Here is a 25,236-nt window from a genome sequence, read left to right as displayed (position 1 = left end):
CCTATTTTTTATTCACTCCAATTTTAAGTTTATCCCATAAATTAGAAATTTTAATATATTGGTTTTTTTCTGGATACTCAAGCCATTTTAAGCTATCGTAATCTTCTAAAAATCTTTTATGCTCGTGCCAAAATTCATTTTTTGGCAAATCCGTTGGCAAACCAAATGGCGAAAAATAAAAAGCCCCTACAGCATTTTTATCAACCGCACTTTTGTTTGCTAAATGTTCGGCCACACATTGTGTTTCTTTATCGTTAGAAAACAGCGCAATGAGATCGGCCGATACAAACGAAAGCGTGGGGTGTGAAGTGTATGCCAAATTTGGGTAGTCTCTTACCCTTTTAAAGCCAATACATGCCCACGTGTACGAAAAGGCAAAATCAGGGTATTTGATAATTTCTTTATTGCTATTGCTAATTAATACAGAACTTCCAGAAATGAGTTTTTTAAACTCCTCGCTGTGTTTTTGAGTTTGCGTAACAGAAAAATCTGATACATTTTTACCATGTGTTACAAATTTTAAGCTTTCTAGTGGCTCATCCAAAAAATTTATTTTTTTTCCTTTAGCGCTTTCAAATAAATCATTTAAATTAGTATTTTTACTAACTGTTAACAAATTTTTATTATACAAAATTCCAGAGTTATTTAACGTCATAATGGCGCTATTTTTACCAAAATCTTGTTTATAAAATAATCTTAACACATTTGGATGATACTGTTTTTTTATTGCAGAAAATGCATTGTGATCACTGACAATTTTATCTTTTAACGCATTATACACTTCGCTACCAAAAATAGCTAAAGAATATTTTGCATTATCGACCCTACGGAGTAACTCATCGCTAGAATAATAAGTATCTACAGAAATTTTGGTGTTGCATTTTTTTTCGGCTTCTTGTTTAACAGCTTCATCAACACCGCCCCACCAAGAAATAATATTCACACCATTTGCTGCATAAACTTTATAATTTAAACCTAATATTAACAAAGACAATATATTTTTATATCTCATTTTTTACCTCGTTCATTTGAGTTTTAAATTTAAAATCATTTTTTCCCATAAATTTATTATTTTAATTTGATTGTTATTATTAACCTCTAATAATTTAAGTCCAGGAAACATTTCTATAAACTCATTATGATATCCTTCCATCATGGCATTTCCTTTTGTAGGCATACCATAAGGCGAATAATAGTGTTGTCTATTTACAAAAATATCTATAATATTTTTTTCTGCAAGCTTTTTAGCCACACAAACAGTGTCTTTATTATTATTTAAAGGTGCTATCAAATCGTAAGAGTAGTAAGATACTTGTGGATGCAAAATAAATTTTAAATTAAGATCTGGATAATCAAAAAATCTTTTAAAGGCTATTCCGCTCCACGTGTAAGCAAATGCAAAATTTTTATCTTTTACCACATGCAAAATATCACTTGCAACAAAAGCTTGTATACCACTTATCAAATTTTGAAAAGCCATAACACTAGCTTCTGAAACATCTATTTCTCCATTATTATACTGCGCCACAATCTTTAAAGTTTCTAAAGGCTCATCCATAATTGCAACATATTTGCCCTTAGCCTTGGCAAAAATTTTATTAATTGAATCTGTTTCATTCAAATCCACAGTATTGGCATTAAATAAAAATCCAGTTGTGGTGATTTCAAAAATAGCGGTATTTTTAGAGTATTTTTGTTTTTTAAACGCTTTGGCAACGTTTGGGTGATATTGGTTAATGATCGAGCGAAAAATATTACTGGTATTATCAATTTTTGATTCTACCAAATCATACACCTCATTGCCAAATATCGCCACAGAATAATCAAATTTTTTAACTTTTCTTAAAAACTCTTTGCTAGAATAATATTCATCTAACGATATTTTAACACTACATTCGCGTTCTAATATTGCAATTTCATCTTCTTTTAAATAATTCCACCAAGATATTATGCTAACCGCAAATGTATTATTTTGAATAACTAACAAACAGATCGTGATTAATAAATAAAAATAGTTCATATATTTTACTTTTTTAAATTATCGAATAGCAACTTTAAACTGACTCCAAACTTTATTTAATCGAGTATATTCATTATTATTAAACGAATTGTAATCATCTAAAAATGTTCTATGTACCTTTTGATACTCTCCATGCAAAAAAACATTTACCGAAAACGCATTTTTAATTAAAAGCACGCTTGCTGCCAAACAGCTTAGTATTTTTTTATACAAATTACTCAATCTCCTTTTTTTTATTATTAAAAAATTTTATTTTATCCCACATATTTATAATATTTGCATAATTTTTATTTTTTTTGACAGTTAAAAATTTTAACGATTCTAATACCATAAAAAATTCTGCATTGGCATCTATTATCGCTTTGTTTTTAATGTCATTTGAAATTCCAAAGGGAGAATAATAATAGTTTTTATTTATAACTATTTCTATAATACTTGGGCTGGCAATAGCTTGTGCTACACAAATTGCATTTTTATGATTGCTCAAAGGTGCTACCAATTCGTATTCAATATAAGAAACTTCTGGATGCAACGCAAATTTTAAATTTGAGGTAGGGGTTTCTAAAATTCGCTTCATTGCAATGCCATTCCAAGTTAAAGAAAAACCAAAATCTTGATATTTTACATGTTGAATATTGTCATTGGTAATAATTACATTTTTATTTTTAATAAGATCTAAAAATTGCTCAAAGTGAGATTCATTGAGTTCTAAATCCGAAACATTTTTTCCATTTGATATTAGTTTTAGTGTTTCAAACAGATCATCAATCAGTGTAATTTTATTTTTTTTAGCATTATCAAAAATTGTTTTAATGCTTAAATTTGCATTAATATCCATTAAATCTGCATTATACAAAAATCCAGAAGTTGCCATATTAAATATTGCTGTATTTTTATAATATTTTTGTTTTTTAAATTTTTTTAATACATCCTTATGGTATAAATTTGTTACATTATTAAAATGCTTGCTTGAGGAGTCGATTTTTTTTTCAATCATATCATACGAACCATTGCCAAACACCGCAACGGAATATTTGTATTTATCCATTTTTCGTAAAAACTCTGCATTTGAATAGTATATATCGACAGAAACTGTTGTGTTGCATTTATTCCCTAAAGCTTTAATAACATCTTGTGAAAAATATCCCCACCAAGAAATTACATTTACATTTGCACTAACTGACTGTAAATAACAAAAACACAGCAGTATTTTTAATAAGTTTAATATTAATTTCTTCATGTTTAAAAATAATAACCATTTTACTCTTATTTTTTAATGCAAAAACATAAATCCTATTTCAGACATTCAAATATTTTTAATTTTTTAGCAAGTCAATGCATATTATCTAAAAAATATTTTATTATTGGTAATCTATCTGGTGGAGCAAATTTAAATTTTAAATAATTCATTTTTTTTAAAAAATTATTTAACATAAATTAAAAATCAATGTATTAGAAATTATCAGAACCCATTAGAAGAAAGGTTTTTTATGGAATACTCCCTTGCAGTTCAAAAATTTATCCCATTTATTTTAAACTTATACCAAGAACAAAAAAAACAAATTGAACAAAATACGACACAGTTTATACAAAAATATCCCAATGAGGCAAAAAGCTGCCAAAAAGGGTGTGGGGCATGCTGCCATTTTGCAATGATACCTGTCACTATTGGTGAAGCATTTGTGTTGTTAAACCAATTAATTGTTGATGGTCATAATTTAAAAGAACTCTCAGAATGTTTATTTTCTTATGTAGATAAGTATTTTAAAATAGCAAACAAAATTGGTAATCTACCCCTAACCGAAAAAGATCAAAAAAATTTTTTGTTAGAAGCACTACCGTGCCCTTTTTTTCGGCAAGATACCCCTAATCAGCCAATGGTAGGGCATTGCGGGATATTTGAAATCCAACCCTCTATATGTATTTTTTACCACAGCATTGATTCTCCAGAGCTGTGCGCACAAAAAAAACCGCATCGAACAATCGATACGGTTATGCAGAAAGGATTTAGCATGCAAAATGAACTGCAAATTTTTGAGCGTAAGGAGCTGGGCAGAAGTGCCATTGGACACATGCCCTTATTACTGGCGGCTTTGTGCACAACAGAAGGCTTAAATATTTTTTTACAAGAAAAACCACTTTCAGCAGCAGAGCTAAAACAAGAGTACGCTCAAGAACTGCACGATTTTACTTTTTACGCCGAACTCTTAGGCGCTATTGGTTATACCCTTAGCGAAAGAGATATTCTTGCCTTAAGCCAAGCGCAAAAGGAAATAGAGAAGTTGTAATTGCCGCATTTTTTTTGTTTAAAAAAATATTATATATAAGATACGTAGTAAACTATTTACTATTTATATTTGAAAGATTCCCATGACAACAATTCAAAATATTAAAGAAAATTTAAGCATCGCATACGTAAGAGCGATTGCTGCTAAGGCGGGGGTAAATATATCAAAGCCCGAAAATGATTATGGAATTGACTTAACTTTAAAAGAAGTCACTTCTATACAAAGACCAGATGGCACAAAAAGATTTATCGAATCAGGGGTGGCTATTGATGTTCAATTAAAATGCTCACACAATATAGAAGTTAAAAAGGATTTTATTATTTACGATCTAGAGGCAAAAACATATAATGATCTTATTATTAAAGAAGTAAATACTCAAAGAATACTGATTGTACTTAAAATACCCAAAAATGAAGCGGAATGGATTTTACAAGATGAAAAACGGCTAGAAATTCGACATTGTGCTTATTGGATTTCTTTGCATGGAAAAGAAGAAATAAAAAATAATTCTTCAAAGAGAATTGAAATTCCTGTAACACAAAAATTTACTCCAGAAGCCCTGAAAAATTTTTTTAAAAATATCAAAGAAGGGGTTAAAATATGAATTTAATTCAAAATTTATCATCTATCACACCAGAATTTGTTCAATCGTACCTATCAAGATCTGGTTGGATTGAAGAAAAATATAACTTAAATGAAAATTTCAAATATAAATTTCAAAATACAGACTTAATTGTTTTTGTTCCTAAAAACACTTATTCTAAAGATTATCAACAATCCCTTTTTAATGTAATTAACACTTTATCTCAATTAGAAGAAAGGGATATGAATTCTATTATAAAAAATATTACATCCCCATCTGTTGATACTTTAAAGTTTAGATTTATTGGTGCTGGAACCGCTGCAGGAAGTCTGCCTCTTGAATACACATTAATTGCAATTGAAAATATTAGGGATATACTTGTTTATTCTGCATGCGCAGAAATATCTGCTAAGCCTATGTTTAATAGAGCATTAAAAGATGCTAAAAGAATCATAGAAAAATCTCGTTTTGGACAAACCGAAATAGGTAGTTTTGTCATCTCAGTGGATATGCCTCTTGATTTGCAACCAATTCATATATTTCATCACCAATTGTCCATCAAGCAAGAGACAGAGAATGTAGATCCTATACAAAGAAGAGTTATTACAAGAATCATTAAAAGCGCCCAAAAAGCAAGATCAATTGCAATTAATGGAGATTCAATTGATCTAGACAATGAATTTAAAACAAGTTTAAATGCAAATCTAGCAGATGCTTTAGCAAACTTTAAAAAAGACGGAATTAATTTGAGCGTCGAAATTAGCGCAATTTGGGATCAATCTTTACCTTCAAAAAACTTACCTAATACTTCTGTCATAATTGAAGAAAGAACATTTGATACTTTAAGATCAATTGGAAACGTTCTTCGTGGATCAATTTCTTCAAGAAAAGTATTTATTATAGGAAATATATGTTGTTTATCGCGGGACAATATTGCAGATGAAACCGACGAAGAAATCGAAAACACAGTTATTATTAAAACAAACGAAGACGACTTGCCCAAAAAAATCACTGTTGCTTTAAACAAAGCTGATTATATCAAAGCGTGCAATTGGCATCGTGATAAAAAGCAAGTCAAAATTAACGGAACTCTCGAAAAATCAGGAAGAACATGGCTTTTAACTGGCTATAGTGATTTTGTGCAAATATAAAAATGTGGTTCTATAAGCACCTTTGCCATTATTGCATGAGCCATTTACATGCAATTGCTATTGACTCCCTTCATTGCAATCTAACTGGCGCATTTTAATACAATCGGAAATCGCACGATCGAAGCATTTATGCACCAAGAGTACGCTCAAGAACTACACGATTTTACTTTTTACGCCGAACTCTTAGGCGCTATTGGTTATACCCCTTAGCGAAAGAGATATTCTTGCCCTCAGCCAAGCGCAAAAGGTAGTTTAAAAACTTTAATCTACTGACATAGCTGCTCAGTAATTATAAAATATTCTCTTTTCTTACACTTTCAATTCACTAAATCTTGATGTGCCTTAACGATTATTGAATCAAAAAATTCAATTCATTATGTAATTCGCCACGAATTCTTAAAAATAATTTTTGTCAAACACCAAACTTTAAGCAATGGCGCTAGCCTCGACCATATGGGATCTGTTGTCATCAACCGCAACATGTTTCCCTCTTTTTTTAGGCTTGGTAATCCAACCTTTTCTGCAAACATACCAAAAATCAACTGTTCTCAAAGTCTTGAGTACACTCCCCCAATCTCATTAATTCTCAATATTATGTTGTAGTTTGAGCTTCATGCTGCGTTTCTTCTTGTAAAAGGAGGAAACGCAGCTTTTTTTTCTTAAAAAAATAAAACTCAATAATTTTATTTAAAAATTTTATTGGTAAGCTATTTTTTAAAAAATCTACCTAAAAAAAAGACAATATATGTAAAAAAACATATAAATAAATCTACAAAAGACACTTTTTAATGCAAATTTTAACAAAAACGCTTTAATTTAATGCAATTTTTAATCATTTTGTAAAAAATTTTAAAATATTTTAATTTTTTTTTCCAATCTCTTCATTTTAAAAAATTTTAATGATAACCAAAAAACAAATTGGTAGTCTTTATTTATTAAGAATATCAAAAAAATAAATCAAATATAATCATATTATTAAAATAAAAAATAACAATAATTTTTTATCTAAAACTTTATAACTAAAGGAGGTGTTTTTTGTTTTTTAAAAAAAAATGCAAAAATATTGCAATTGCGATGGCAGGAGTTTTTACTGCATTTTCACAACAAAAAGTGAATGCGGAAGTATTATATAGTGAAGGGATGGGTTCGTATTTATTTTGTGTGAATAAAAATGATTCCACACAATGGCAATGGGCTAAACCAAATCTGAATCCAAAATATCCTTCTTGGGCTCCCCATGATGAAGGGGGTTACTGGATTAAGGGATCATTATGGATATCTCAGGTTTTAGATCACTCCTTGCACACTGGTTTTAAGATTCATTTTGACGATGGAGAAAAACCAAAACCACGAAATACTCGAGATGTTTATCATTTCCGAAATAAAGTAAATGATGAATTTCCCGAACCACATCATCTTGTCAAAAAGCGGCATGGCGTCATTGAAGACTCTCAGAAAGAATTAAATGATGAAGTTTATGCAAGCGAATCACCAGATTATTTAAAAAAGCTAGAATCAAAAGAGCTAAAATGGTTTGAAACAATTTCAGAAGTAGATTTTCAAAAAGTTTTTAAAAATTTTGTTATTGAAGAAAAAAAACTCCACCATAATTATCACTTATCAAGACAATCTCGAGAGTCAATTCATCAAATAGAACAATTTAATAAGTCAAAATTAAAGGAATACGTAAGATGGAATTACGTTTGTCGAGAATTAATTAACACTTGTACAAATTCATTTGGCCCCGACTATGATCAAGTTGGAGTTGCTTCCTGGAGTATTGCAGCGACTGATTGGGGCTTTATTAAAGCTGGCGACCAAATTTGTAGCAATTGGGAATATAAGCACGGCTTAGCTCTTGGTAGTGGTTGGGGAATACATTTAGATGAAATTCTTACAGGTGCGGCTCTCGATCTCGTTACGGGAGGCCCTACGAAAGAACCTTCTCTCGAAGTTTTAGTTCCTGGAAATATAAGACCAAAAGGAGGTATTCCTCCAGCGAGGGGTGTTGTTGAGCATCCCACAATACGAGAAAAAGGGCGCGCTAATGTTAGTGGAAATGTTGTAGCAAAGCCCAAACCAGTTGAAGAAAACAATAATGTATCAGGCTTTCCTTCATTAGAAAAAACGAAATCTAATAGTGAAATTCATCCTTCTGACGAAGATGATACCCCGTTTGAAGTCGTTCAGAGAAAAAAACCAGAGATTCCTCATAGAGCTAAATATTTAACAGATACAATTGACTTTAGCCAAAATAAATACAAAAGATTTTGGAATAATGAAAAGAAACTACCAACAGGAAAAGAATCTAAACCATTTTATAGACCTGAATATTATGAAATGGATATTCAATATCAAGGACAACAAAAACGCGATGCAAAAAGAGTTGTTTTTGATAAAACCACTGGAAAAAGATGGTTTACAAAAGATCATTATGTATCATTTAAAGAGATGACTCCTGTTACAATAATTCCTTAAAAATTCTTTACATATTAAATTTTTGTTCACAGAGACATAGTATTCACAAAAAAAAGAGAGCGCATTATTCGCTCTCTTTTTTAATTATAAAAATAAAGAAACAGTTATTATTACATATTGGCAATAATTGCTTTAGCAAACTCAGAACATTTCACTTCTTTTGCACCCGGTAACTGGCGCGCAAAATCATATGTTACAACTTTTTGTGCCAACGTTTTTTCAAATGCTTTTTCAATTAAAGTAACAACTTCGTGCCAACCCAAATATTCAAACATCATATTTCCGCTAAGAATTACAGAGCCTGGATTTACTTTATCTTGACCAGCGTATTTAGGAGCTGTTCCATGGGTTGCTTCAAACAATGCATAACCATCGCCAATATTAGCACCAGGGGCAATGCCTAAGCCACCAACTTGCGCTGCCAATGCATCAGAAAGATAGTCACCGTTTAAATTTGTACATGCCAAAACTTCATACTCATCAGGTCTTAACAGTGCTTGTTGAAACATATTGTCTGCAATCGCATCTTTCACTAAAATTTTACCTGCTGGAGCATTGCCATTGCACTCTTCCCAAGTGACACACTGATCACGAAACTCAGATTTAGCAACTTCGTATCCCCAATCACGAAACGCGCCTTCAGTGAACTTCATAATGTTACCCTTATGCACAAGAGTAACGCTTTTGCATTTATTTTTAATTGCATAATTGATTGCTGCTCTTACCAAACGTTTTGAACCAAATTCGCTGATTGGCTTTATGCCAAGGCCGGAGTCTTCACGTACTTTTTTGCCAAGCGTATTGACAAGAAAATCGCGAAGCTTTTTTTGTTCTTCGGTACCAGCTTTAAATTCGATTCCAGCGTAAATATCTTCTGTATTTTCGCGAAAAATACACATATTTACTTTTTGCGGCTCACGCACTGGCGATGGCACGTTGGTATACCAACGCACAGGACGAACGCACTGGTACAAATCTAAAATTTGACGCAGCGCAACGTTTAAACTTCTAATACCGCCACCAACAGGAGTGGTTAAAGGGCCTTTTATCGCAACGCGGTATTCTTTAATTGCGTCAATCGTTTCATCTGGAAGCCAATTACCATGATTGTTAAATGATTTTTCGCCTGCAGGAACTTCCATCCAGTGAATTTGTTTTTTGCCACCAAATGCTTTTTGCACAGCAGCATCAAACACCATTTGGGATGCTTTCCAAATATCAGGCCCTGTGCCATCACCTTCAATGTAAGGAATGATTGGATTATCGGGAACAGTTAATTTTCCTTTCGCATCTGCTTGAATATGCGAACCACTCTTTGGAACCGTAATCAGTTTATAAGCCATTTAAAAAATCCTCCTCAATTTTTAAAATTGATGTTGCAATAAGGTTACCCTTTTCTAAAATACAAAGAAACAATTTTCAAGAGAGCATAACAAATTTAAAGAATAAAAAATATCCTAGTTATTCTAGAGTTTTAATTATGCGTTCAAAATCTTCTGGCAAGTTTGAAGTAAAATGAAATATTTTTCCATTTACTTCAAACTCAAGCTCACTTGCATGCAACATATGACGAATAGCAAGTTGTGAAAACCGATGACCATAAATATTTTGAGAATAAGTTTTATCACCAAATAATGGGCATCCAATTGCAGAAAGGTGGACTCTAATTTGATGTGTTCTACCCGTTTTTGGATTACATCTCATTAATGATGCTTCATTATTTTTAAATATTTTTGTTACTTTATAATACGTTGATGCTTGTTTTTGATCTTTAATTTTAGATTTTATGTTAGTAACTGCAAAATAACAATTTTTTCTTGTATTATCTTTTGCAATAGGAAAATTAATTTCTCCTTCGAGATTTTTTGGAGCGAAATAACATATTGCATCGTAAGTCTTATTAATTTTTTTATCTCTAAATAAATTTTCAAAAATCTTTTGAGAATTCTGATTTTTAGCGATAATCATTAAACCGGATGTTTCTTTATCTAGTCTATGCACCAAAAACATTTTTTTTAAATTAAACTTATTTGGGTCAAACTTATTTAATGCAAAAATTATGGAATCTTTATCAGAAGTAAGAGTCGCTTGGCTAGAAATTCCTGCTGGTTTGTTTATAATAAAAAAATCCTCGTTTTCAAAAACACACGTTTCTTTACTTATATACGTACCTAAGGTTTTATTTACACTAGTAACTGATTGTTTACTTGCATTTGATAAACTTTGAGCATTTTCTTCCCAAAAAATTTCAATTTTATCTCCAGTTTTAACTACTGTTTTTGCAACAATTACTCTCCGTTTATTAATATAAGCTCCACCTGAATCTATAATTGCTTTAATTTTCTTGCGACTCATTTCTTTAAACAATTCTGCAGCAACTATATCAAACCTTTGTCCGTTGTGCTCAAATGTAACTAAAGACTTTTTTGATTTTAACATTTAAAACCCTTCTAAAACCCAGTAAAAAAATTTTTGTCTTTTGGATGACAGGCCAAATGTTTTCATGCATAAAAACCTGTTCAGTCCGTCTTACACCTACTACATGGTTAGCGGAACCCACTACTCTCTTTTAAAGGCAAGTCAAAATATGGAACTAAAGAGAAATATTTCAAAAACTAGCCTCCTTTTTTTATCAATTGGATCTATTATTGGCTCCGGTTGGTTATTTGGCTCGTTTTACACTGCCCAAACGGCTGAACCAGCAGCAATACTTTCATGGATTATAGGTGGTTTTTGTGTCGGTATCATTGCTCTAACATTTGCAGAACTTTCAACAATGCTTCCACTAAGTGGAGGCTCAACAGCTTTTGTCACCCTCAGTCATGGTAAAATGACAGGTGCGATTTTTGCATGGATAACATGGCTCTGGACAATGGTTATTGCACCAATTGAAGTTCAAGCAATACTGCAATACGCTTCAAACTATATTCCAAATTTAACCGAAAAAATAAATAATAATCAAGTTCTTACTGATAAAGGCTTATTATTTGCCGCTTTATTATTAGGAATAATGTCTTTTATTAATATAGTTGGCGTTAAAATCATGACCGAAACGACAAAGCTTGTGGTAGTATGGAAATTAATTGTTCCATTATCCGTTGCAATATTACTTTTAACAACACAAATTCACCCATCAAACTTAACATCTTCTGAGTTTGCGCCATTTGGTTTTACCGGTGTTCTTTCTTCCATCGCAATAGGCGGAGTAAGCTTTTCTTTTTTTGGTTTTCAAACTGCTATTTTTGTTGCAGGAGAAGCAAAAAATCCTCAAAAATCAATACCTATAGCATTATTTGGATCAATTGCTGCATGCATGCTGTTATATACACTCTTGCAGTTGGGTTTTATTTTAGCAATCGATCCTTCTGCAGTTGCAGCTGGATGGGATAAAATTCAATTTAGTGGTGATTCAGGACCTTTTGCAGGAATATTTTTAGCATTAGGTTTAGGTTTTATGGTTAAAGTTTTATATGTCGATGCTTTTATTTCTCCATTAGGTACAGCTGTTGGATATGTTGCTGCTTCTTCAAGAATTTTATATTCAATAAGTTTACAAAATGATGCTCCAAAAGCTTTTGCAAAAGTAAATCGATTTTCTATTCCATGGCTTGCAATTATTGCAAACTATATTATTGGTTTACTTTTATTTTTACCTTTTTCTGGCTGGCAATCAATGATTGCATTTTTATCTTCTGCAATTGTGTTAACTCTTGCTTGTGGCCCATTATGTTTACCAATATTTCGTAAAAATTTTGCTTCAATTGAAAGACCATTTAAACTTCCATTTTATAATTTAATTTCTTTATTTGCATTTTATATTTGTAATTTAATGTTACTTTGGACTGGATGGAATACACTATGGAAATTAATATTTGCAGTATTCTTAGGTGTGATAGTCTTTTCTTTTACACATATTTTTAATAAAAATAATAAAAATGAAATATTGCATCTTAAGTCTTTTATTTGGCTTGCTGTATACCTTGTTTTTTCTGGAATCATTTCTTATCTAAGCACTTTTGGAGGCGGAATTGGAATTATTAGTATGGAGTTATCTTTCTTGGTGGTTGCAATAAATAGTATAATTATATTTATACTTTCTAACAAAACCTCGCTAAACAAATCAGAATCAAATAAAATTTATAATAAGCTAATGCAAAAACATACCAAGTCAAAAAATTAATACTTATTAATTACAGCAGCATCGTACATTTTTAAAAAATTTTTATTATACTAAATAAACAAAATAATTTTGCATAAAAGCATTCAATAGCAATTTGCAAAATTTATAAATATCAATAAATAATATAAAAACACCATAAAAAAACCGAGATAAAACCACATTGCGAGTTGAATTTAATAAATAAGTATTTAATATTATTAAAAAATATTCATTATAAGATTACTTTAAGATTACTTTAAGATTAATTTTTCCCAGTTTTAGATGTTACAGAAACTCAATGCAAAGTAGCACAGCGGTTTTTAAGTTTAAAAAAACAAGTTTCGCAAAAATTTAAAAACAGACTAAATGTGTTAAAGGTAAAAAATGTGATAATCCAAACAATACAATAGAATTTTTCTTTTTTTAATTTGGCTTTAAACAAATCTTTTTCTATAGTAAACAAGTCTTTTTAAAAGGATTTTGAAATTATGCTTACAGGACATTATTACATAAAAAAGTTTACACTAATAAAAATAAAAAATTATAAAGTAACTTTATATAAAAACTTTCCAAGCTTTTACTTAAAAATTTTTTCTGAAAAAACAACAAAATTTTCTACTTTAAAAATTAGAAATAAAATAGTTTTTTAAAAGAAACGAATAATAACACAATAATTTTATAACAAATATGACATTTAGTTAAAAAATTTTTAAGAGTAAGGACAATCAATGGCGGGATCTAGAAAACCAGGAATTAGATTTTTAGAATTAGGTGAAATTTGGCGTAATGAATGGGTAGCAGGAAAAAGCATTACTGAAATTTCACATCAAGAATCACAACATCCTCAAACAATTAGAAGAGCAATTTGGCTTGCTCGCATTCCAGAAGAAGTTAAGAATCAAATTAAACTGTATCCAGAAGTCTTTACGCGCCAAATACTATTAGATATTTTTGCAGCAAAACGAAAACAATGCGAAAAAGAAGAATTTAAACTACTAAAGAAAGAAGTTGAAAATTTAATAAAATCAGGTTCAAACGCTAAACCTGTTTTAAAAAGAACCAATAAAATTTCTAAAAAGAAAATTATTCAAAAAGATGTAATAACAAATCCAGTATATTATTTGGAAGAAGCTTTATCTGCAGAACAAAAAATAAAAAATAAATTTAATACGCATTGTAGGGTTTCGTTTGAAAAAACAGGTGCGGGAGAAATAAGAATATTCTTTGAAAGCAAACAAAATTTAATTAAGATATTAAATCTTTTAAGTTAATATTATCTTATAAACTCAAAAGGACGAATATTCGCCTTAAGCTTAGATCTTTCTGCTTTTAAATACTCAACCATTCTCTCAGAAAATTTTATTTCTTGTAATTTATTTTTCCATGATGCAAAGTTTTTCTCCAAATCACTTTCAGTCGAAAAATTTGCTCCTATATATTCAAAGAAAAATAATGACCTACCCAATACAATAGGTCCAATAATTTGTCCTGGCTTTAAGTTAACTAAACGCTCTCTTACTTCGGAAGGAAGATTAGAGACTGGTTTAGGAGGCAGTAACCCTTCGGTTACGTTTGCATCTGCTTCCATAGAGTATTTTTTTACAAGTTCAGCAAAATTTTCACCCTCAGCTATTTTTTGATTTAGCATTTTAACAATAGGTAGTTCTGTTGCTTGAGCGGTTTGATTTTCTGATAGTTTAATTAATAAGCTTCTCAACCTAACTGCACTAACTTGTTTTACGCCGCCAGTTTGTTGTAGATAAAAAGATTTAACTTCATCATCGCTAACATTAACCATAGGACTAATAACTCTGCCTATAAGCTGTTGCTTAAGTAGTTCGTTTTTAAATTCACTACGATATTCTTCTAAACTTTTATTACTTTTTGTAAGTTGCTCTTCTAGCTCAGTTTCAGAAAAACCTCTTTGACTCAAAAAGTCTTGAATTCTTGCAGTTAATTCTTCATCTGGAACATCAAAACCAAGTTCCTGTGATTTAATTTGCAATACTTTTTGATTAATTAATGTGTCTAAAATTTGTTGTGCATGATTTTGCGTTAACGAGCCTCCAACCAACTGACCACTTGCCAAAAGTCTAGTTTGCCCCTGACTTGCTACCAAAACTGCATGTTGTAAATCACTCAGAAGTATAACTTGATCTGTGACTGTTGCTAAAACCCCGTCTATTGTATTGGACTCAAAAGGTGTTGTGGGAGCAAGAGTTGTTATGATTTGATTGGATTTTTTATTTTGTGCATTGTCAAATGTCGTGGAACACGAATAAAATACCAAGGAAAATACCAATAAATTTATTATTTTAAAAAGATACATCAAAATCTCCGATAGAGTCTTTCATTTTAAAAAAACTTTAACCCCTTATTTTACCTAAACCAATTCAATAAAAAATGCAAAAACATAACATTGATAAACAATATTAAATGGTTACGTAACAAAAATAATTAAATCATAAATATCAATAATTTACAATAACTATTTTATTTATAATTTAAAAATTCCGATAAGTAAAATAAGTCATATTGGATGGATAAAACTATGAGAGTTAATGTATTTTCACCAGATTCTTATACATGGGAACGATTTGCAGAATTGCAACATCAATACGCTATGGCTAGAAAAAGGCTCGAACTCAGACATTTTGATAAACTTGAAGAAGCAAGAAATCACGAACGTATTAACGAAAATATAGTAAACAAGCAAATTATAAAAAGTAAATTGTTAAATAAAGAAATATTAAAAGATATCTCTCATAACGAATTATTAAAAGAAACACTAAAAAAAGAATTAAACCGAATTGACTACGAAAGATCTTATTTAGAAAATTTATTTTTAATAGGTAAAAAAATAAAAAATCACACTAATAATGTATTGATATTAAGAAAAATCTTGTTTGATAAATATTTGCTAGAATTAAAAATAGAAGACGAATTAAGAAACCAAAAAGATCTTTTATATAAAAACGAATTAGAAAAACAGGAAACAAAAACTAAAAATAGAATTTAAAGTAATGAAATATTAAATAAGCCTTCAAGTTCATAAAAACTGACCCACTCACCTTCGCCTTTTTTGTTTTGTAACCAGTAACTAAACAATTCCATATCAGAGCAAACATCATCGGTAAAAACTATAGGCATTAACGGCGATTTTATTTCTTTAAGATAATCATGAAATAGTCTTGTAAAATAACGAGAACTTTTTAATCGTTCTCCTTGTTCAAAAGGAAGTCTAGTTTTTTTAACAACTCGACCTCTTACAATAACAGCAATATCAAACTCTTTAAAATCATTATTTGATATTACACTTAATCCAGAGGGAAGAGTTTGCTTTACAATAAAAGAGTTTACGTTACTCGTAACATTTTTTACTTCGCGTAATAAATTTAAATTTCTTAACCATCTAGAAAAATTTTTGACTGCTTTTATTTTTTTATTTGCACTTTCTAAGTGATGAATTTCTTTTTCAATATTGCCATTCAGTAATGAAATTATAACCCGTAAATGCGCAAATCTTTCTCGCATTGTAAAAGAATTGTGTTCAAAAGGAAAATGTTCTGCTATCTCCAAAACTTCTGCTAAAGCTGCTTTAGCTTGAGAAAATGGCCCAAAACAATAACCTATACCCTCTTTGAGATGACCAATACGAATACATGTATCCTTTGCATGACTTCGATGTCTTAAAATTTTAAATTTATCTGACTTTAAAATATCATTAATTTTTCTAGTTCTTGTTATTGGTATTACTGAATCGTCTTGCTCTCCAAAAGTAACATACAAATTAGTATTTTGCTTACTTTCCTCAATATGTGTTTCGTTTTCAATGCTTTCTTCAGAATGTAACTCAGCGTACTGCGGAATTAAAAATGGAACTTTTTCTGGATAAGCTCGAGCAAAATCTAGCATGTCATCAGGAATAAATATTTGTAAAAAATTTTCACTTCTATTTTGTGCTTTTCTCGGATCTATAGTAAGAGAAATTCTTTTTAAAGCTCGTTTTTCTTGAATTAAAGCCTCAAGTAAATTATTGCAACGCTCAAATTTAAATCCTGATGCATCAACAATAATCTTGTTCATTTCTTTATCTGAACCAATTTCAGTAAGATGTTGCAGAGATTTTTTTATACTCGACGAAGCAGTTAAAAATGAAATTTCATGATGAGAATTTAAAACATATAATATTCCTGGAGTAGATGGTATATTATCAACAATTGAAGGATTAATTCCTGGCCCCAACTTTCTAATAGTTTCTGCATCTGATTGTAACTTTAATAAATCATCGCATGTTCTAAAACCAATTTTTTCTGTTATTTCGAGCAACCTCCAAAAAATATTTGCTGTCATTTCTGCGTCAGCTAATGCATTATGCGCTTCTAACACAGGCAATTCAAAATAACTCGCAACTCCAGAAAGTGTTTTAGAAGGAGCTTCGTTTAAAATATTTGACACAATAAGATGTGTACAAAAATAGAAATTTTTAAACTCTTCGTTTCTAAACTCTCTCATTGCATGAGAAATAAAAGAAATATCGCACTGTGCACCATGAGCTACCAGGACAGAATCACCAACAAAGTTTATAAAATCATCAAAAATTTCTTTAAAAGCAGGTGCATTAACCACCATTTCATTTGTAATTTTTGTAATTTTCTGAACTATACCTGGAATATGTCGTTTAGGATTGACAAGAGTTTCAAACCTAGCAACTTCCTTACCCTTCGAATATTTAATAGCCGCAATTTCGATGATTGAACTATTATGAGGATTTCCTCCGGTCGTTTCTAAATCAAAAAATACAATGTTAACTTGTGAAGGCAGAAGATTTAGCCACTGAGGACGATTTGGGTTGGACATCATTTCTGTCGGCAGAATAGATTCTTTACGAAAATTTTTATGTATTGCTTTAAAAGAAGTTCTTTGTTTTTTATTTTGAAATGCCATTGTCATCATTCCAGAGAATTATTAAATTGGATTTTGCTATTTTTAGCAGTACTTAACCCAAAACTAACTCTCTCCCATAATATAACTACTCCGTCAATAACACTTTTAGCTCAGAGATGTTTAAGGTTTGGTGCTCTGCAGCTAGAAAACTATTTTTAAAGAAACTTCGTGCTTCATTTAAAATTTTTGACTCTAAAAAATTGTCTGTACTTGAAGGGTCATGGTGAAAAATTGCATAAAATTTTACGTCTGTTTTTTGAGCAAATATTGCTCCCTGTTTTGCCGTAGAATGCCCCCATCCTATAAAGTTCTTATAATTGCTATCAGAAAAAGTAGAATCGTAAATAAATAAGTCACTGTTTTTAATAAATTTTTCTAAATCATTGTCCTTCTCCGTACCATGCTCATGATCTGTAGCATAAACGACACTATTTTGCTTATCTTCACTCCAAATTTTATAGGCAACAGCCTCTTGAGGATGATTGAGAGGCAAAAACTCAACTAGCACGTCTTCAATTAAAAAATCATTTTTGCCTTTCAAATCATGAAAAATGATATTCTCAACTGCAGGTAACTGATGAAATTCAATTGGAAAAAAAGGACTACTAAAGAATTTTTGGATTATTTCTTTTAATGTAGAGCCGAGTTTTGCTTGACCATAAATATGAATTTTACAGTCTTTTCTAAAAAAAGGGATGAATTTTGTTAAACCTATGATATGATCATAGTGCATATGTGTTAGTAAAAGATGAAAAGAACGATCTCCTCTTAACAGCGCGTTTTCACAGCATTTTATTATTCCCGTACCAGCATCTAAAATTATTGAAGTTCTTTTAGTTTTTGATATCGAGAAGACTTCAACACAAGACGTATTTCCTCCATATTTAAGCATATCTTCATTTGGAGTTGGAATTGTTCCTCTTGTCCCCCAAAAAGTGATGAACTGTTCACTCTGTATTAAGGATTTAGTACCTGAAATTGTTGTTTTTTTTTCGTTTTTAGGCATATGTGTGGAGAGGGGCACAAATTCTCCTTCCGCAATTCAGTATAACATGCTACGGCAGACTGTTTGAAGTTGGTACCTAAATTTCCGTCCTTCAATAAACAGGTGCAAAATCTACTTATTATTGAAATTCTCTAAGTATAAGACTGCCTGTTTTCAGGTAATTAGGTCAAGGAGTGAATCATAATGTTTAAACTTCATATGCCAAAAAATTTATCTATAGAATCAGAAGAAATGAGTCCAAACATTAACAAAAAGATGGTTATGGCAAGAAGCGGAGTTCCATGGAAACCCGCTTCAGAAAACCTTTTTGCTCCAGCTCTACTAGATATTGATTGGCTTATTAGTCAACCAAGCTTGCCTTTTCTTGCCCATATTGCCCCCGCACACACCTTATACCGCAGTATTATGGCGCATGGTTTTGAAGATTCCTTAGAGGTGGTAGAATGGGTTAGAGGAGAACAACTTCAAAAAATACTTGATTTTGATATTTGGGAAAAATCACAGGAATTTGAAACATGGGATATATCCACTTGTAAAATTATGTCATGGATTCGCTTATGGATGGAAATATCTCCAGAATTTGCTGCCCAAAGAATTATCGAACTCGAAGAAGAAACCATTGTCTTAATTTTTTCAAAAATTTTTGAAATTATTCCAGAAGGTCTTTACCATATTAACGAAGACATTAAAGAAAACTGGTGGAAAACTGCTGACAATAAATTTTACTTAAAAATTTGTCATGAAGACCCAGAATATTTTGAAATATTAAAACCTTTTATAGATTCTTTATATATTTTAAACGCACGTATAGCAGCTTCAATTTTAGCTCATTCAACAATGCTTGTAAGACAGGAGTCTCTAGAATTTGGGTTACGTTGGAAAAATTCTAGATTAGCAGATCAAGGTTTTGTATCAAAAGAAGATGCTTTAAAAGCTCTTATTCCTAAAGAACTAAGTTATCTTAAAAAATTAATTCAACAAGAAAAAGAATTAGAATCCAAAAGAATAGAAACCATAAAAAAAATAAATTCTAAAAATAATTATAATTTATTAAAATCAGATGAGTCCTTAAATTCTGAACTACAAGATCAAATTGTCCAATTTTTATCAAAACTTGACCCAGAAGAAGGCACTCGCTATTTACAACACACCTTAGGCGAGGATACTTTAAAAAATATTATTGGTTCAGATAATGCAAGACCAGAATATTTTTATGAAGATGACGATTTTATTGTAGAATGTACAGAAAAAATTATCGCTCATTGTAATATGCTGTTGTTTCGCTCCGAAAGCGTTTATATTAAGCAATTAGCTGCACCTCAATTATTAATTGAAAAAGTTTTTATTGAATTAAGTAATAAAAGTTTGGAAGAATCTATTTATCTAAAAAAACGAATCGCAAACTTATCAAATATACTCGTATCAGGTGCAATGAATTCGCTCGATAACGAAGGACTTGCACGATCTCTTCTTATAGTTCGTGGTGCACTCAATATTGGTTTAGAGTACTGTTTACTAAATGCTAATGAATTTCAATTAAACTTTAATAATACTGAAACCGATCTCGAACAAGGAACCACCTGTCTGCAATTATTAGGACCAGAATATATATTTCAAATTGGTTGGAGCATACTAACTGGCTTGCAAAAAGATCTTGGACACAAAATTGTTTCCTTAGACACTAGCTTATATAATGGCAAATTAAAGTCTCTAAGAACTATTACAATGAGTGATTCTAATAATTTAGAAATACCTTTAAATAAATTAGTTGAAAATCAAAGATATCCTGACATCAACAAATGGCTTGACGATATTGAGACTCATATATCACAAGAACTTTTCTTGGTATTTGAATCATTGTTTGGTAAAGTGCCTATGTTTTCTGAACTGCTTGCAGCAGAAAAATTAGTAAGTACAATAAAAATTCAAAACAACTTCAAACCATTTGAAACACTAAATGAGATTGAATCAGCCAGAGTTTTTATTAATAATATTCATCATAATTTATTGATGGAGGCGTAAAATATGCAAAAATTATCATACATAAAAAACAACAAATTAACCGCAACATGGCCAGACGACGAGCTATTTAAAGTAACAAAACTTATTAATAAAAAACATATGATTTATTTAGATAATGAACATTTTGAAATCGAATCAAGTTTTGATCAAAACCAAGTTCAATTGTGTATATCTTTAACAAAAAAAGATATGACTAAATCATATCCTATAGAATGTGTATTTATAAAAGAAACAAATCAAAGTTACCAAAACTCTGCGATTGCATTAACAATGCTAGACTACTTAGACATTTATTGGACTAATTATTTTTCAGAAGAGCGTACTGTATTTGTTCCACTAGACTGGAGCAAACATGAATTTGAAGGGTTAACTTTTTACATTAGAGGCTTTATTCGTAACCTTGATCTAGAAATAAATGCTAACGAATTTTTATCAAAACATGGTTATGGAGGATATGATATTCTCCCAATTTCATCAGAGACTTAATATATGAAAAAACGTGTTCTTGTTGCTATGTCTGGCGGTGTAGATAGCTCTGTTGCTGCTGCTTTGCTTGTAGAAAAAGGTTATGATGTTATTGGTGTTACAATGCAGCTTTGGGATTATTCTCAAAACGAAACGAGCTGCGACCCCAATAGTAAATTTGATACATGTTGCAGTTTAGACGATGTTGCTGACGCCAGAATGGTTGCCCACAAACTCGGTATTCCTTTTTATGTGTTTGATTACCAAGAAGATTTTAAAGAGAATGTGGTTGATTATTTTACTGAAGAATACTTAAAAGGACGAACTCCTAATCCTTGCGTTGCCTGCAATACTTTTTTAAAATTTGATCACTTACTTGATAGAGCGCAAAGACTTGGATGTGATTTTGTGGCAACAGGACATTATGCCCAAATAAGTTATGACGAAGTTTATGGACAATATAAACTTGTAAAAGGATTAGATCCCCACAAAGATCAAAGCTACTTTTTATATTCTCTTACTCAAGAAAGACTTTCTAAAACTCTATTTCCTGTAGGGTGTTTATCCAAAACAGAAGTGAGAACACTTGCAGAAAAATATGGTTTGGTGAATGCAAATAAAAAAGAAAGCATGGAAATATGTTTTATTCCCAATAATGATTACGCTAAATTCATATCCAAACGCGTTTCTGAAAATAAAATTATTAAAGGCGAAATACGCCATGAAGATGGGCAACTTTTAGGAGAACATGAGGGAATACACCAATTCACAGTTGGGCAAAGAAAAGGCTTAAAAATCTCATACCCTACTCCATTATATGTAACTCGCATAGACTCCTCCTCAGGAACAGTCTATGTTGGAAACGAACAATTTCTTTTACGATCAGGTTTTAAATTTAAAGATTTTCATTCAATTCGACCTCATCGCTTTGATTGCGAATATGATGTAAAAATTCGCTATCGCTCAACACCATGCAAAGCAACTGTAGTTAAAAATGATAATTCTACTTATTTGCATTTTAAGGTGCCACAAAAGTCTGTAACACCAGGACAAATAGCTGTTTTATACTATAACGACGAAGTGATAGGTGGTGGCTTTATTGATAAGGTCATACAATAATGTTCAGCGATCGTCTTTTGCTTCTTAAATCTCACTTGTGTGAGCTTAATTTTGTAAAGTTAAGCCGAGTTTTCCCTCAAATTGAAGCCAATATTGATAAACTTGGAGAAATACAAGATCACAGATATAAAGACAAAAAAATTGCCGCTATTTCTATTGTTCATCGTTCATCTCTCGTCTACTGGCCTCACGATAGATCTGGCATATTTTCAAATGAACGTCTTGAGTTTTTTGGCGATGCGTTTCTTAGCTTTTTTATTGCTTCTGAAGCCATGATTGCCCACAAGTCTTTGCAAGAAGGCGATCTTTCTCGCTTAAGAGCAGCAATAGTAGGAACAGAAAATCTTGCTTTAAAAAGCAGAGATCTTGGTATAGGAGAATGTCTTCTGGTTGGAAAAGCAGAAATGAACTCAAACCCTCAAAGAAGAGATAACGTCCTTGCTGACGCTTTTGAGGCCGTAACCGCCGCTTTACTTCTTGACGCCGGCGAAGAAAAAGCACATATGTGGTTACTTAAAGTTTTTGCCAACGATCTTAAAGCTGGACAAGACATTCTTCTTAAATTTGATTCAAAAAGTAAGTTACAACAATGGACTCAAGGAATTATAGGTCTTCCTCCATCCTATAGAACGATAGGTACCGAGGGAACCCCCCAAGAAACTTTTTTTATTGTTGCCGCCTTTGTTGGAAACACAGAAATAGGAAGAGCATCTGCAGCTAGCAAAAGAGAAGCTAGCAAAAAGGTTGCAGAAAAAATTTTAAATGAAATTGAATTAGGAAAATTAACAAAAGATATGGTCATTAGTTTTTTTGAAGGTAAAAAATGAAGAAAAAATGCGGATATGTGGCATTACTTGGCAGACCCAATGCGGGAAAAAGCACGTTTTTAAATGCAATACTTGGCTCAAAATTAGCTGTTGTCAGCAATAAGCCCCAAACAACAAGAAACAAAATTTTAGGCATTTTCACAGAAAGCGATTGTCAAATTCTTTTGCTTGACACCCCAGGCATTCATCAAGATCAAGGGTTGCCTAAAATCAATCAAATGATGAACAAAACAGCCTGGAACGTATTAGCTGAAGCCGACCTTGTATGTTATTTGATTGACGTTTCTCAGGGCTGGCATCCAGAAGATACACTTTGGCTAAAGGGTATTTTAAAAAAATACAATAAAAAGCTTCTACTCCTTGCAACTAAATCAGATAAGGTTAAGATAAAAGAAGCAGAACAAGAAAGACTAAACATTGAACAACAATTTCAAAGCCTTTTAAAGGATTTGAGTTCTTCAAATAGTTTAAATTGTCAACTTGCTGAAAATACGTCTATTCTAGTTTCATCTAAAACTCCAGAACATGTCGTATTTATGAGAAAGCTCATATCCACTCATATGCCGATTAGCGATTGGCTATTTGGCGAGGATGATCTTACTGACAGATCGCAAAAATTTGTATGTAGTGAAATTATTCGTGAACAAATTTTTCGTCAGCTTGGTCAGGAGCTGCCATATAAAATAGCTGTTGTTATTGAAAAATTTACCACTGAGCAAAAAGTCGTAAAAATTTTAGCAACATTAATTGTAGATCGCGAATCTCAAAAAGGTATAGTCATTGGAAAAAAAGGGGTGCGACTTAAAAATATTGGAATGTTAGCAAGAGTTTCATTAGAAAAACATCTTGAAAAGAAGGTATTCTTAGAACTTTTTGTTAAAGTTAAACCTGGTTGGACCGAAAATTTAAGTATGCTTTCAGAATTCGCTGATCTGCACGATTTAAGCGAAACAAATTGATCATTTTTACCAATATCATTTTGTAAAATATATAGGTAAAAAAATCCTTGATAGACTGGTTTAAGATACTTGTTTTGAAAGCTCTTTTATGGGATTATGTAAGAAGTGAGAATACCTCTCCTTCTAAATGTTTCATGTTTTTATTTAATTGCATAGGATTTTTATAGAATTTTTACCTGAATAATTAATTTATTAAACATTGCTTGTTATTGTTACTTTATATTGGAGTATCGTCGTGATTTATTTTCACACTCGTAGGTATTTTTCATTATCACTTTTCGAAGAATCATCAAAAGAAACAGGGGGAATAGAATCATCTCCTTCTAAACGAGGCAGAGGTCGCCCACCTAAACTCAAAGCAGTTTGCACACCTTCGTTAGAAGAAACGCATTTAATTAAAGAAGATGAAATTCATCCTGAAATTACAACAGAAAATAATCATCAGCCTGTTAAAGAAGTGGAGAATGTGGTGACACTAAATCATATAGAAGACTCTTCCGATGAAACTTTAGAATCCGAAGTAAATTGGGAAATTGAGCAAAATAATGATTTTGCAGTTAATGATGTTTCCCAAGAATTCCAAGAAAATGAAAATTATTCTGACGACTTTTGCGAAGAAGACCTTCAAAATTCATCAGAAATTAGGGATTTTTCTCAAAATAATATCTCTGTATCTTTTTCGTGGTCGCTGATGAATCAGCTCCGGCAAATGTCAAAAATGGAAGGTATTTCTGTAGAAGATTTACTTGTTGAACTTGTCGCAGAAGGCGTTGCAAAAAGAGTTTTTGAAGATCAAATGAGACCGACACCCAGTCATTTGATGACCAGAACAGGTTACGTTCATTCTGATGGAACGCAGGCCGCTCCTCAGCCTCATTTAAGTCATCATTCAATGAACAATAGGCAACAACAAAACAATTTGCAAAATAGAAATCGTTTTGGCTTTCAACCAAGAAACCCTCAACAACAAAACAACAATAGATCACAGCTTAACAATAGAAATTATCAACAACAAAATAATAACTCAAGACAACAAAACTCAAATCAAAACAATTTTAGAAATCAATATCAAAATAATAATGCTCAGAATCAAAGATTTAACACTCGAGCTAATTACCAAAATTCACAAAGATTTTATGAAGATCAAAACTCAAGTAACCAACAAAATAACAACCAATATAGACAACAACGTGATAACAACAAACGCTAATT

General features: G+C 31.2%; 22 protein-coding genes. 13 read left to right on the top strand and 9 right to left on the bottom strand.

Translation table 11 applies throughout. The annotated features are described in order from the left end of the window. Position 1: 1 nt before the first annotated feature. From Spiro2_RS00460 to Spiro2_RS00445, 4 genes are read right to left on the bottom strand one after another with little or no spacing between them, the layout of a single operon-like run. Positions 2 to 1,012 (bottom strand): hypothetical protein, encoded by a 1,011-nt coding sequence (locus Spiro2_RS00460; RefSeq protein WP_338636343.1) that lies wholly within the window; start codon positions 1,010 to 1,012, stop codon positions 2 to 4. A 12-nt stretch (positions 1,013 to 1,024) separates the two neighbouring features. Next, positions 1,025 to 2,020: a hypothetical protein gene (locus Spiro2_RS00455; RefSeq protein ID WP_338636342.1), complete on the bottom strand. Its 996-nt coding sequence runs from the start codon at positions 2,018 to 2,020 to the stop codon at positions 1,025 to 1,027. Positions 2,021 to 2,038: 18 nt separating this feature from the next. After that, positions 2,039 to 2,233, bottom strand: coding sequence for a hypothetical protein (locus Spiro2_RS00450; protein WP_338636341.1), 195 nt, complete (start codon positions 2,231 to 2,233; stop codon positions 2,039 to 2,041). Position 2,234: 1 nt separating this feature from the next. Then, positions 2,235 to 3,260, bottom strand: a complete 1,026-nt coding sequence (locus Spiro2_RS00445; protein WP_338636340.1) for a hypothetical protein — start codon at positions 3,258 to 3,260, stop codon at positions 2,235 to 2,237. Between the two features lie 250 nt (positions 3,261 to 3,510). Between Spiro2_RS00445 and Spiro2_RS00440 the strand changes: the two genes are divergently transcribed. From Spiro2_RS00440 to Spiro2_RS00425, 4 genes are all read left to right on the top strand, one after another. Continuing rightward, entirely contained in the window at positions 3,511 to 4,308 is a 798-nt protein-coding gene (locus tag Spiro2_RS00440) for a hypothetical protein (RefSeq protein ID WP_338636339.1), read from the top strand. A gap of 82 nt (positions 4,309 to 4,390) precedes the next feature. Beyond that, a complete protein-coding gene (locus tag Spiro2_RS00435; protein ID WP_338636338.1) occupies positions 4,391 to 4,912 on the top strand; it encodes a DUF4365 domain-containing protein in 522 nt (173 codons plus the stop codon). After that, positions 4,909 to 6,042, top strand: coding sequence for a hypothetical protein (locus Spiro2_RS00430; protein WP_338636337.1), 1,134 nt, complete (start codon positions 4,909 to 4,911; stop codon positions 6,040 to 6,042). Before Spiro2_RS00435 ends, Spiro2_RS00430 begins: the two co-directional genes overlap by 4 nt. A 1,035-nt stretch (positions 6,043 to 7,077) precedes the next feature. After that, positions 7,078 to 8,520: a ribonuclease domain-containing protein gene (locus Spiro2_RS00425; RefSeq protein WP_338636335.1), complete on the top strand. Its 1,443-nt coding sequence runs from the start codon at positions 7,078 to 7,080 to the stop codon at positions 8,518 to 8,520. A gap of 110 nt (positions 8,521 to 8,630) precedes the next feature. Here Spiro2_RS00425 and icd read toward each other — a convergent pair whose 3' ends face one another. Further along, positions 8,631 to 9,863, bottom strand: a complete 1,233-nt coding sequence (icd, locus tag Spiro2_RS00420) for an isocitrate dehydrogenase (NADP(+)) (protein WP_338636333.1) — start codon at positions 9,861 to 9,863, stop codon at positions 8,631 to 8,633. 118 nt (positions 9,864 to 9,981) lie between these two features. Then, positions 9,982 to 10,959, bottom strand: a complete 978-nt coding sequence (locus Spiro2_RS00415) for an RluA family pseudouridine synthase (RefSeq protein ID WP_338636332.1) — start codon at positions 10,957 to 10,959, stop codon at positions 9,982 to 9,984. Positions 10,960 to 11,107: 148 nt separating this feature from the next. Between Spiro2_RS00415 and Spiro2_RS00410 the strand changes: the two genes are divergently transcribed. Then, a complete protein-coding gene (locus Spiro2_RS00410) occupies positions 11,108 to 12,700 on the top strand; it encodes an APC family permease (protein WP_338636331.1) in 1,593 nt (530 codons plus the stop codon). A gap of 707 nt (positions 12,701 to 13,407) precedes the next feature. Next, positions 13,408 to 13,950, top strand: coding sequence for a hypothetical protein (locus Spiro2_RS00405; protein WP_338636330.1), 543 nt, complete (start codon positions 13,408 to 13,410; stop codon positions 13,948 to 13,950). Positions 13,951 to 13,952: 2 nt separating this feature from the next. Here the strand turns inward: Spiro2_RS00405 and Spiro2_RS00400 are convergent, their stop codons facing one another. Continuing rightward, positions 13,953 to 15,008: a SurA N-terminal domain-containing protein gene (locus Spiro2_RS00400; protein ID WP_338636329.1), complete on the bottom strand. Its 1,056-nt coding sequence runs from the start codon at positions 15,006 to 15,008 to the stop codon at positions 13,953 to 13,955. Positions 15,009 to 15,230: 222 nt separating this feature from the next. Between Spiro2_RS00400 and Spiro2_RS00395 the strand changes: the two genes are divergently transcribed. After that, complete coding sequence (locus Spiro2_RS00395; RefSeq protein ID WP_338636328.1) at positions 15,231 to 15,698, top strand: hypothetical protein; 468 nt, start codon at positions 15,231 to 15,233, stop codon at positions 15,696 to 15,698. Here Spiro2_RS00395 and Spiro2_RS00390 read toward each other — a convergent pair. Together Spiro2_RS00390 and Spiro2_RS00385 are read right to left on the bottom strand one after the other, a co-directional pair. Beyond that, on the bottom strand, positions 15,695 to 17,626 hold the full coding sequence (locus Spiro2_RS00390) for a 3'-5' exonuclease (RefSeq protein ID WP_338636327.1): 1,932 nt from the start codon (positions 17,624 to 17,626) through the stop codon (positions 15,695 to 15,697). The two genes, Spiro2_RS00395 and Spiro2_RS00390, sit on opposite strands and share 4 nt — an antisense overlap. An 85-nt stretch (positions 17,627 to 17,711) precedes the next feature. Then, complete coding sequence (locus Spiro2_RS00385) at positions 17,712 to 18,650, bottom strand: MBL fold metallo-hydrolase (RefSeq protein ID WP_338636326.1); 939 nt, start codon at positions 18,648 to 18,650, stop codon at positions 17,712 to 17,714. A 165-nt stretch (positions 18,651 to 18,815) separates the two neighbouring features. Between Spiro2_RS00385 and Spiro2_RS00380 the strand changes: the two genes are divergently transcribed. From Spiro2_RS00380 to Spiro2_RS00355, 6 genes are all read left to right on the top strand, one after another. After that, positions 18,816 to 20,654, top strand: a complete 1,839-nt coding sequence (locus tag Spiro2_RS00380; RefSeq protein ID WP_338636325.1) for a DUF6178 family protein — start codon at positions 18,816 to 18,818, stop codon at positions 20,652 to 20,654. A gap of 3 nt (positions 20,655 to 20,657) precedes the next feature. Continuing rightward, entirely contained in the window at positions 20,658 to 21,140 is a 483-nt protein-coding gene (locus Spiro2_RS00375; RefSeq protein ID WP_338636324.1) for a hypothetical protein, read from the top strand. Between the two features lie 3 nt (positions 21,141 to 21,143). Then, positions 21,144 to 22,238: a tRNA 2-thiouridine(34) synthase MnmA gene (gene mnmA, locus Spiro2_RS00370; protein WP_338636323.1), complete on the top strand. Its 1,095-nt coding sequence runs from the start codon at positions 21,144 to 21,146 to the stop codon at positions 22,236 to 22,238. Beyond that, positions 22,238 to 23,065, top strand: coding sequence for a ribonuclease III family protein (locus Spiro2_RS00365; protein ID WP_338636322.1), 828 nt, complete (start codon positions 22,238 to 22,240; stop codon positions 23,063 to 23,065). The genes mnmA and Spiro2_RS00365 overlap by 1 nt, the downstream gene beginning before the upstream one ends. Further along, complete coding sequence (gene era / locus Spiro2_RS00360) at positions 23,062 to 24,024, top strand: GTPase Era (RefSeq protein ID WP_338636320.1); 963 nt, start codon at positions 23,062 to 23,064, stop codon at positions 24,022 to 24,024. The genes Spiro2_RS00365 and era overlap by 4 nt, the downstream gene beginning before the upstream one ends. Before the next feature lie 235 nt (positions 24,025 to 24,259). Continuing rightward, positions 24,260 to 25,234: a hypothetical protein gene (locus Spiro2_RS00355; RefSeq protein ID WP_338636319.1), complete on the top strand. Its 975-nt coding sequence runs from the start codon at positions 24,260 to 24,262 to the stop codon at positions 25,232 to 25,234. Positions 25,235 to 25,236: the final 2 nt, after the last annotated feature.

It is taken from the genome of Spirobacillus cienkowskii, assembly GCF_037081835.1.
Taxonomy (GTDB): Bacteria; Bdellovibrionota_B; Oligoflexia; order Silvanigrellales; family Silvanigrellaceae; genus Silvanigrella; species Silvanigrella cienkowskii.
This window is presented reverse-complemented; position numbering and strand designations above follow the sequence as displayed.

Bases quoted from the DNA above. Each gene is read 5' to 3' on its own strand.
- icd (WP_338636333.1), bottom strand. From the start codon at position 9,863: ATGGCTTATAAACTGATTACGGTTCCAAAGAGTGGTTCGCATATTCAA.
- Spiro2_RS00430 (WP_338636337.1), top strand. From the start codon at position 4,909: ATGAATTTAATTCAAAATTTATCATCTATCACACCAGAATTTGTTCAA.
- Spiro2_RS00460 (WP_338636343.1), bottom strand. From the start codon at position 1,012: ATGAGATATAAAAATATATTGTCTTTGTTAATATTAGGTTTAAATTAT.
- Spiro2_RS00390 (WP_338636327.1), bottom strand. From the start codon at position 17,626: ATGGCATTTCAAAATAAAAAACAAAGAACTTCTTTTAAAGCAATACAT.
- Spiro2_RS00400 (WP_338636329.1), bottom strand. From the start codon at position 15,008: ATGTATCTTTTTAAAATAATAAATTTATTGGTATTTTCCTTGGTATTT.
- Spiro2_RS00440 (WP_338636339.1), top strand. From the start codon at position 3,511: ATGGAATACTCCCTTGCAGTTCAAAAATTTATCCCATTTATTTTAAAC.
- Spiro2_RS00435 (WP_338636338.1), top strand. From the start codon at position 4,391: ATGACAACAATTCAAAATATTAAAGAAAATTTAAGCATCGCATACGTA.
- Spiro2_RS00405 (WP_338636330.1), top strand. From the start codon at position 13,408: ATGGCGGGATCTAGAAAACCAGGAATTAGATTTTTAGAATTAGGTGAA.
- Spiro2_RS00410 (WP_338636331.1), top strand. From the start codon at position 11,108: ATGGAACTAAAGAGAAATATTTCAAAAACTAGCCTCCTTTTTTTATCA.
- Spiro2_RS00380 (WP_338636325.1), top strand. From the start codon at position 18,816: ATGTTTAAACTTCATATGCCAAAAAATTTATCTATAGAATCAGAAGAA.
- Spiro2_RS00445 (WP_338636340.1), bottom strand. From the start codon at position 3,260: ATGAAGAAATTAATATTAAACTTATTAAAAATACTGCTGTGTTTTTGT.
- Spiro2_RS00415 (WP_338636332.1), bottom strand. From the start codon at position 10,959: ATGTTAAAATCAAAAAAGTCTTTAGTTACATTTGAGCACAACGGACAA.
- Spiro2_RS00375 (WP_338636324.1), top strand. From the start codon at position 20,658: ATGCAAAAATTATCATACATAAAAAACAACAAATTAACCGCAACATGG.
- Spiro2_RS00365 (WP_338636322.1), top strand. From the start codon at position 22,238: ATGTTCAGCGATCGTCTTTTGCTTCTTAAATCTCACTTGTGTGAGCTT.
- Spiro2_RS00455 (WP_338636342.1), bottom strand. From the start codon at position 2,020: ATGAACTATTTTTATTTATTAATCACGATCTGTTTGTTAGTTATTCAA.
- mnmA (WP_338636323.1), top strand. From the start codon at position 21,144: ATGAAAAAACGTGTTCTTGTTGCTATGTCTGGCGGTGTAGATAGCTCT.
- era (WP_338636320.1), top strand. From the start codon at position 23,062: ATGAAGAAAAAATGCGGATATGTGGCATTACTTGGCAGACCCAATGCG.
- Spiro2_RS00395 (WP_338636328.1), top strand. From the start codon at position 15,231: ATGAGAGTTAATGTATTTTCACCAGATTCTTATACATGGGAACGATTT.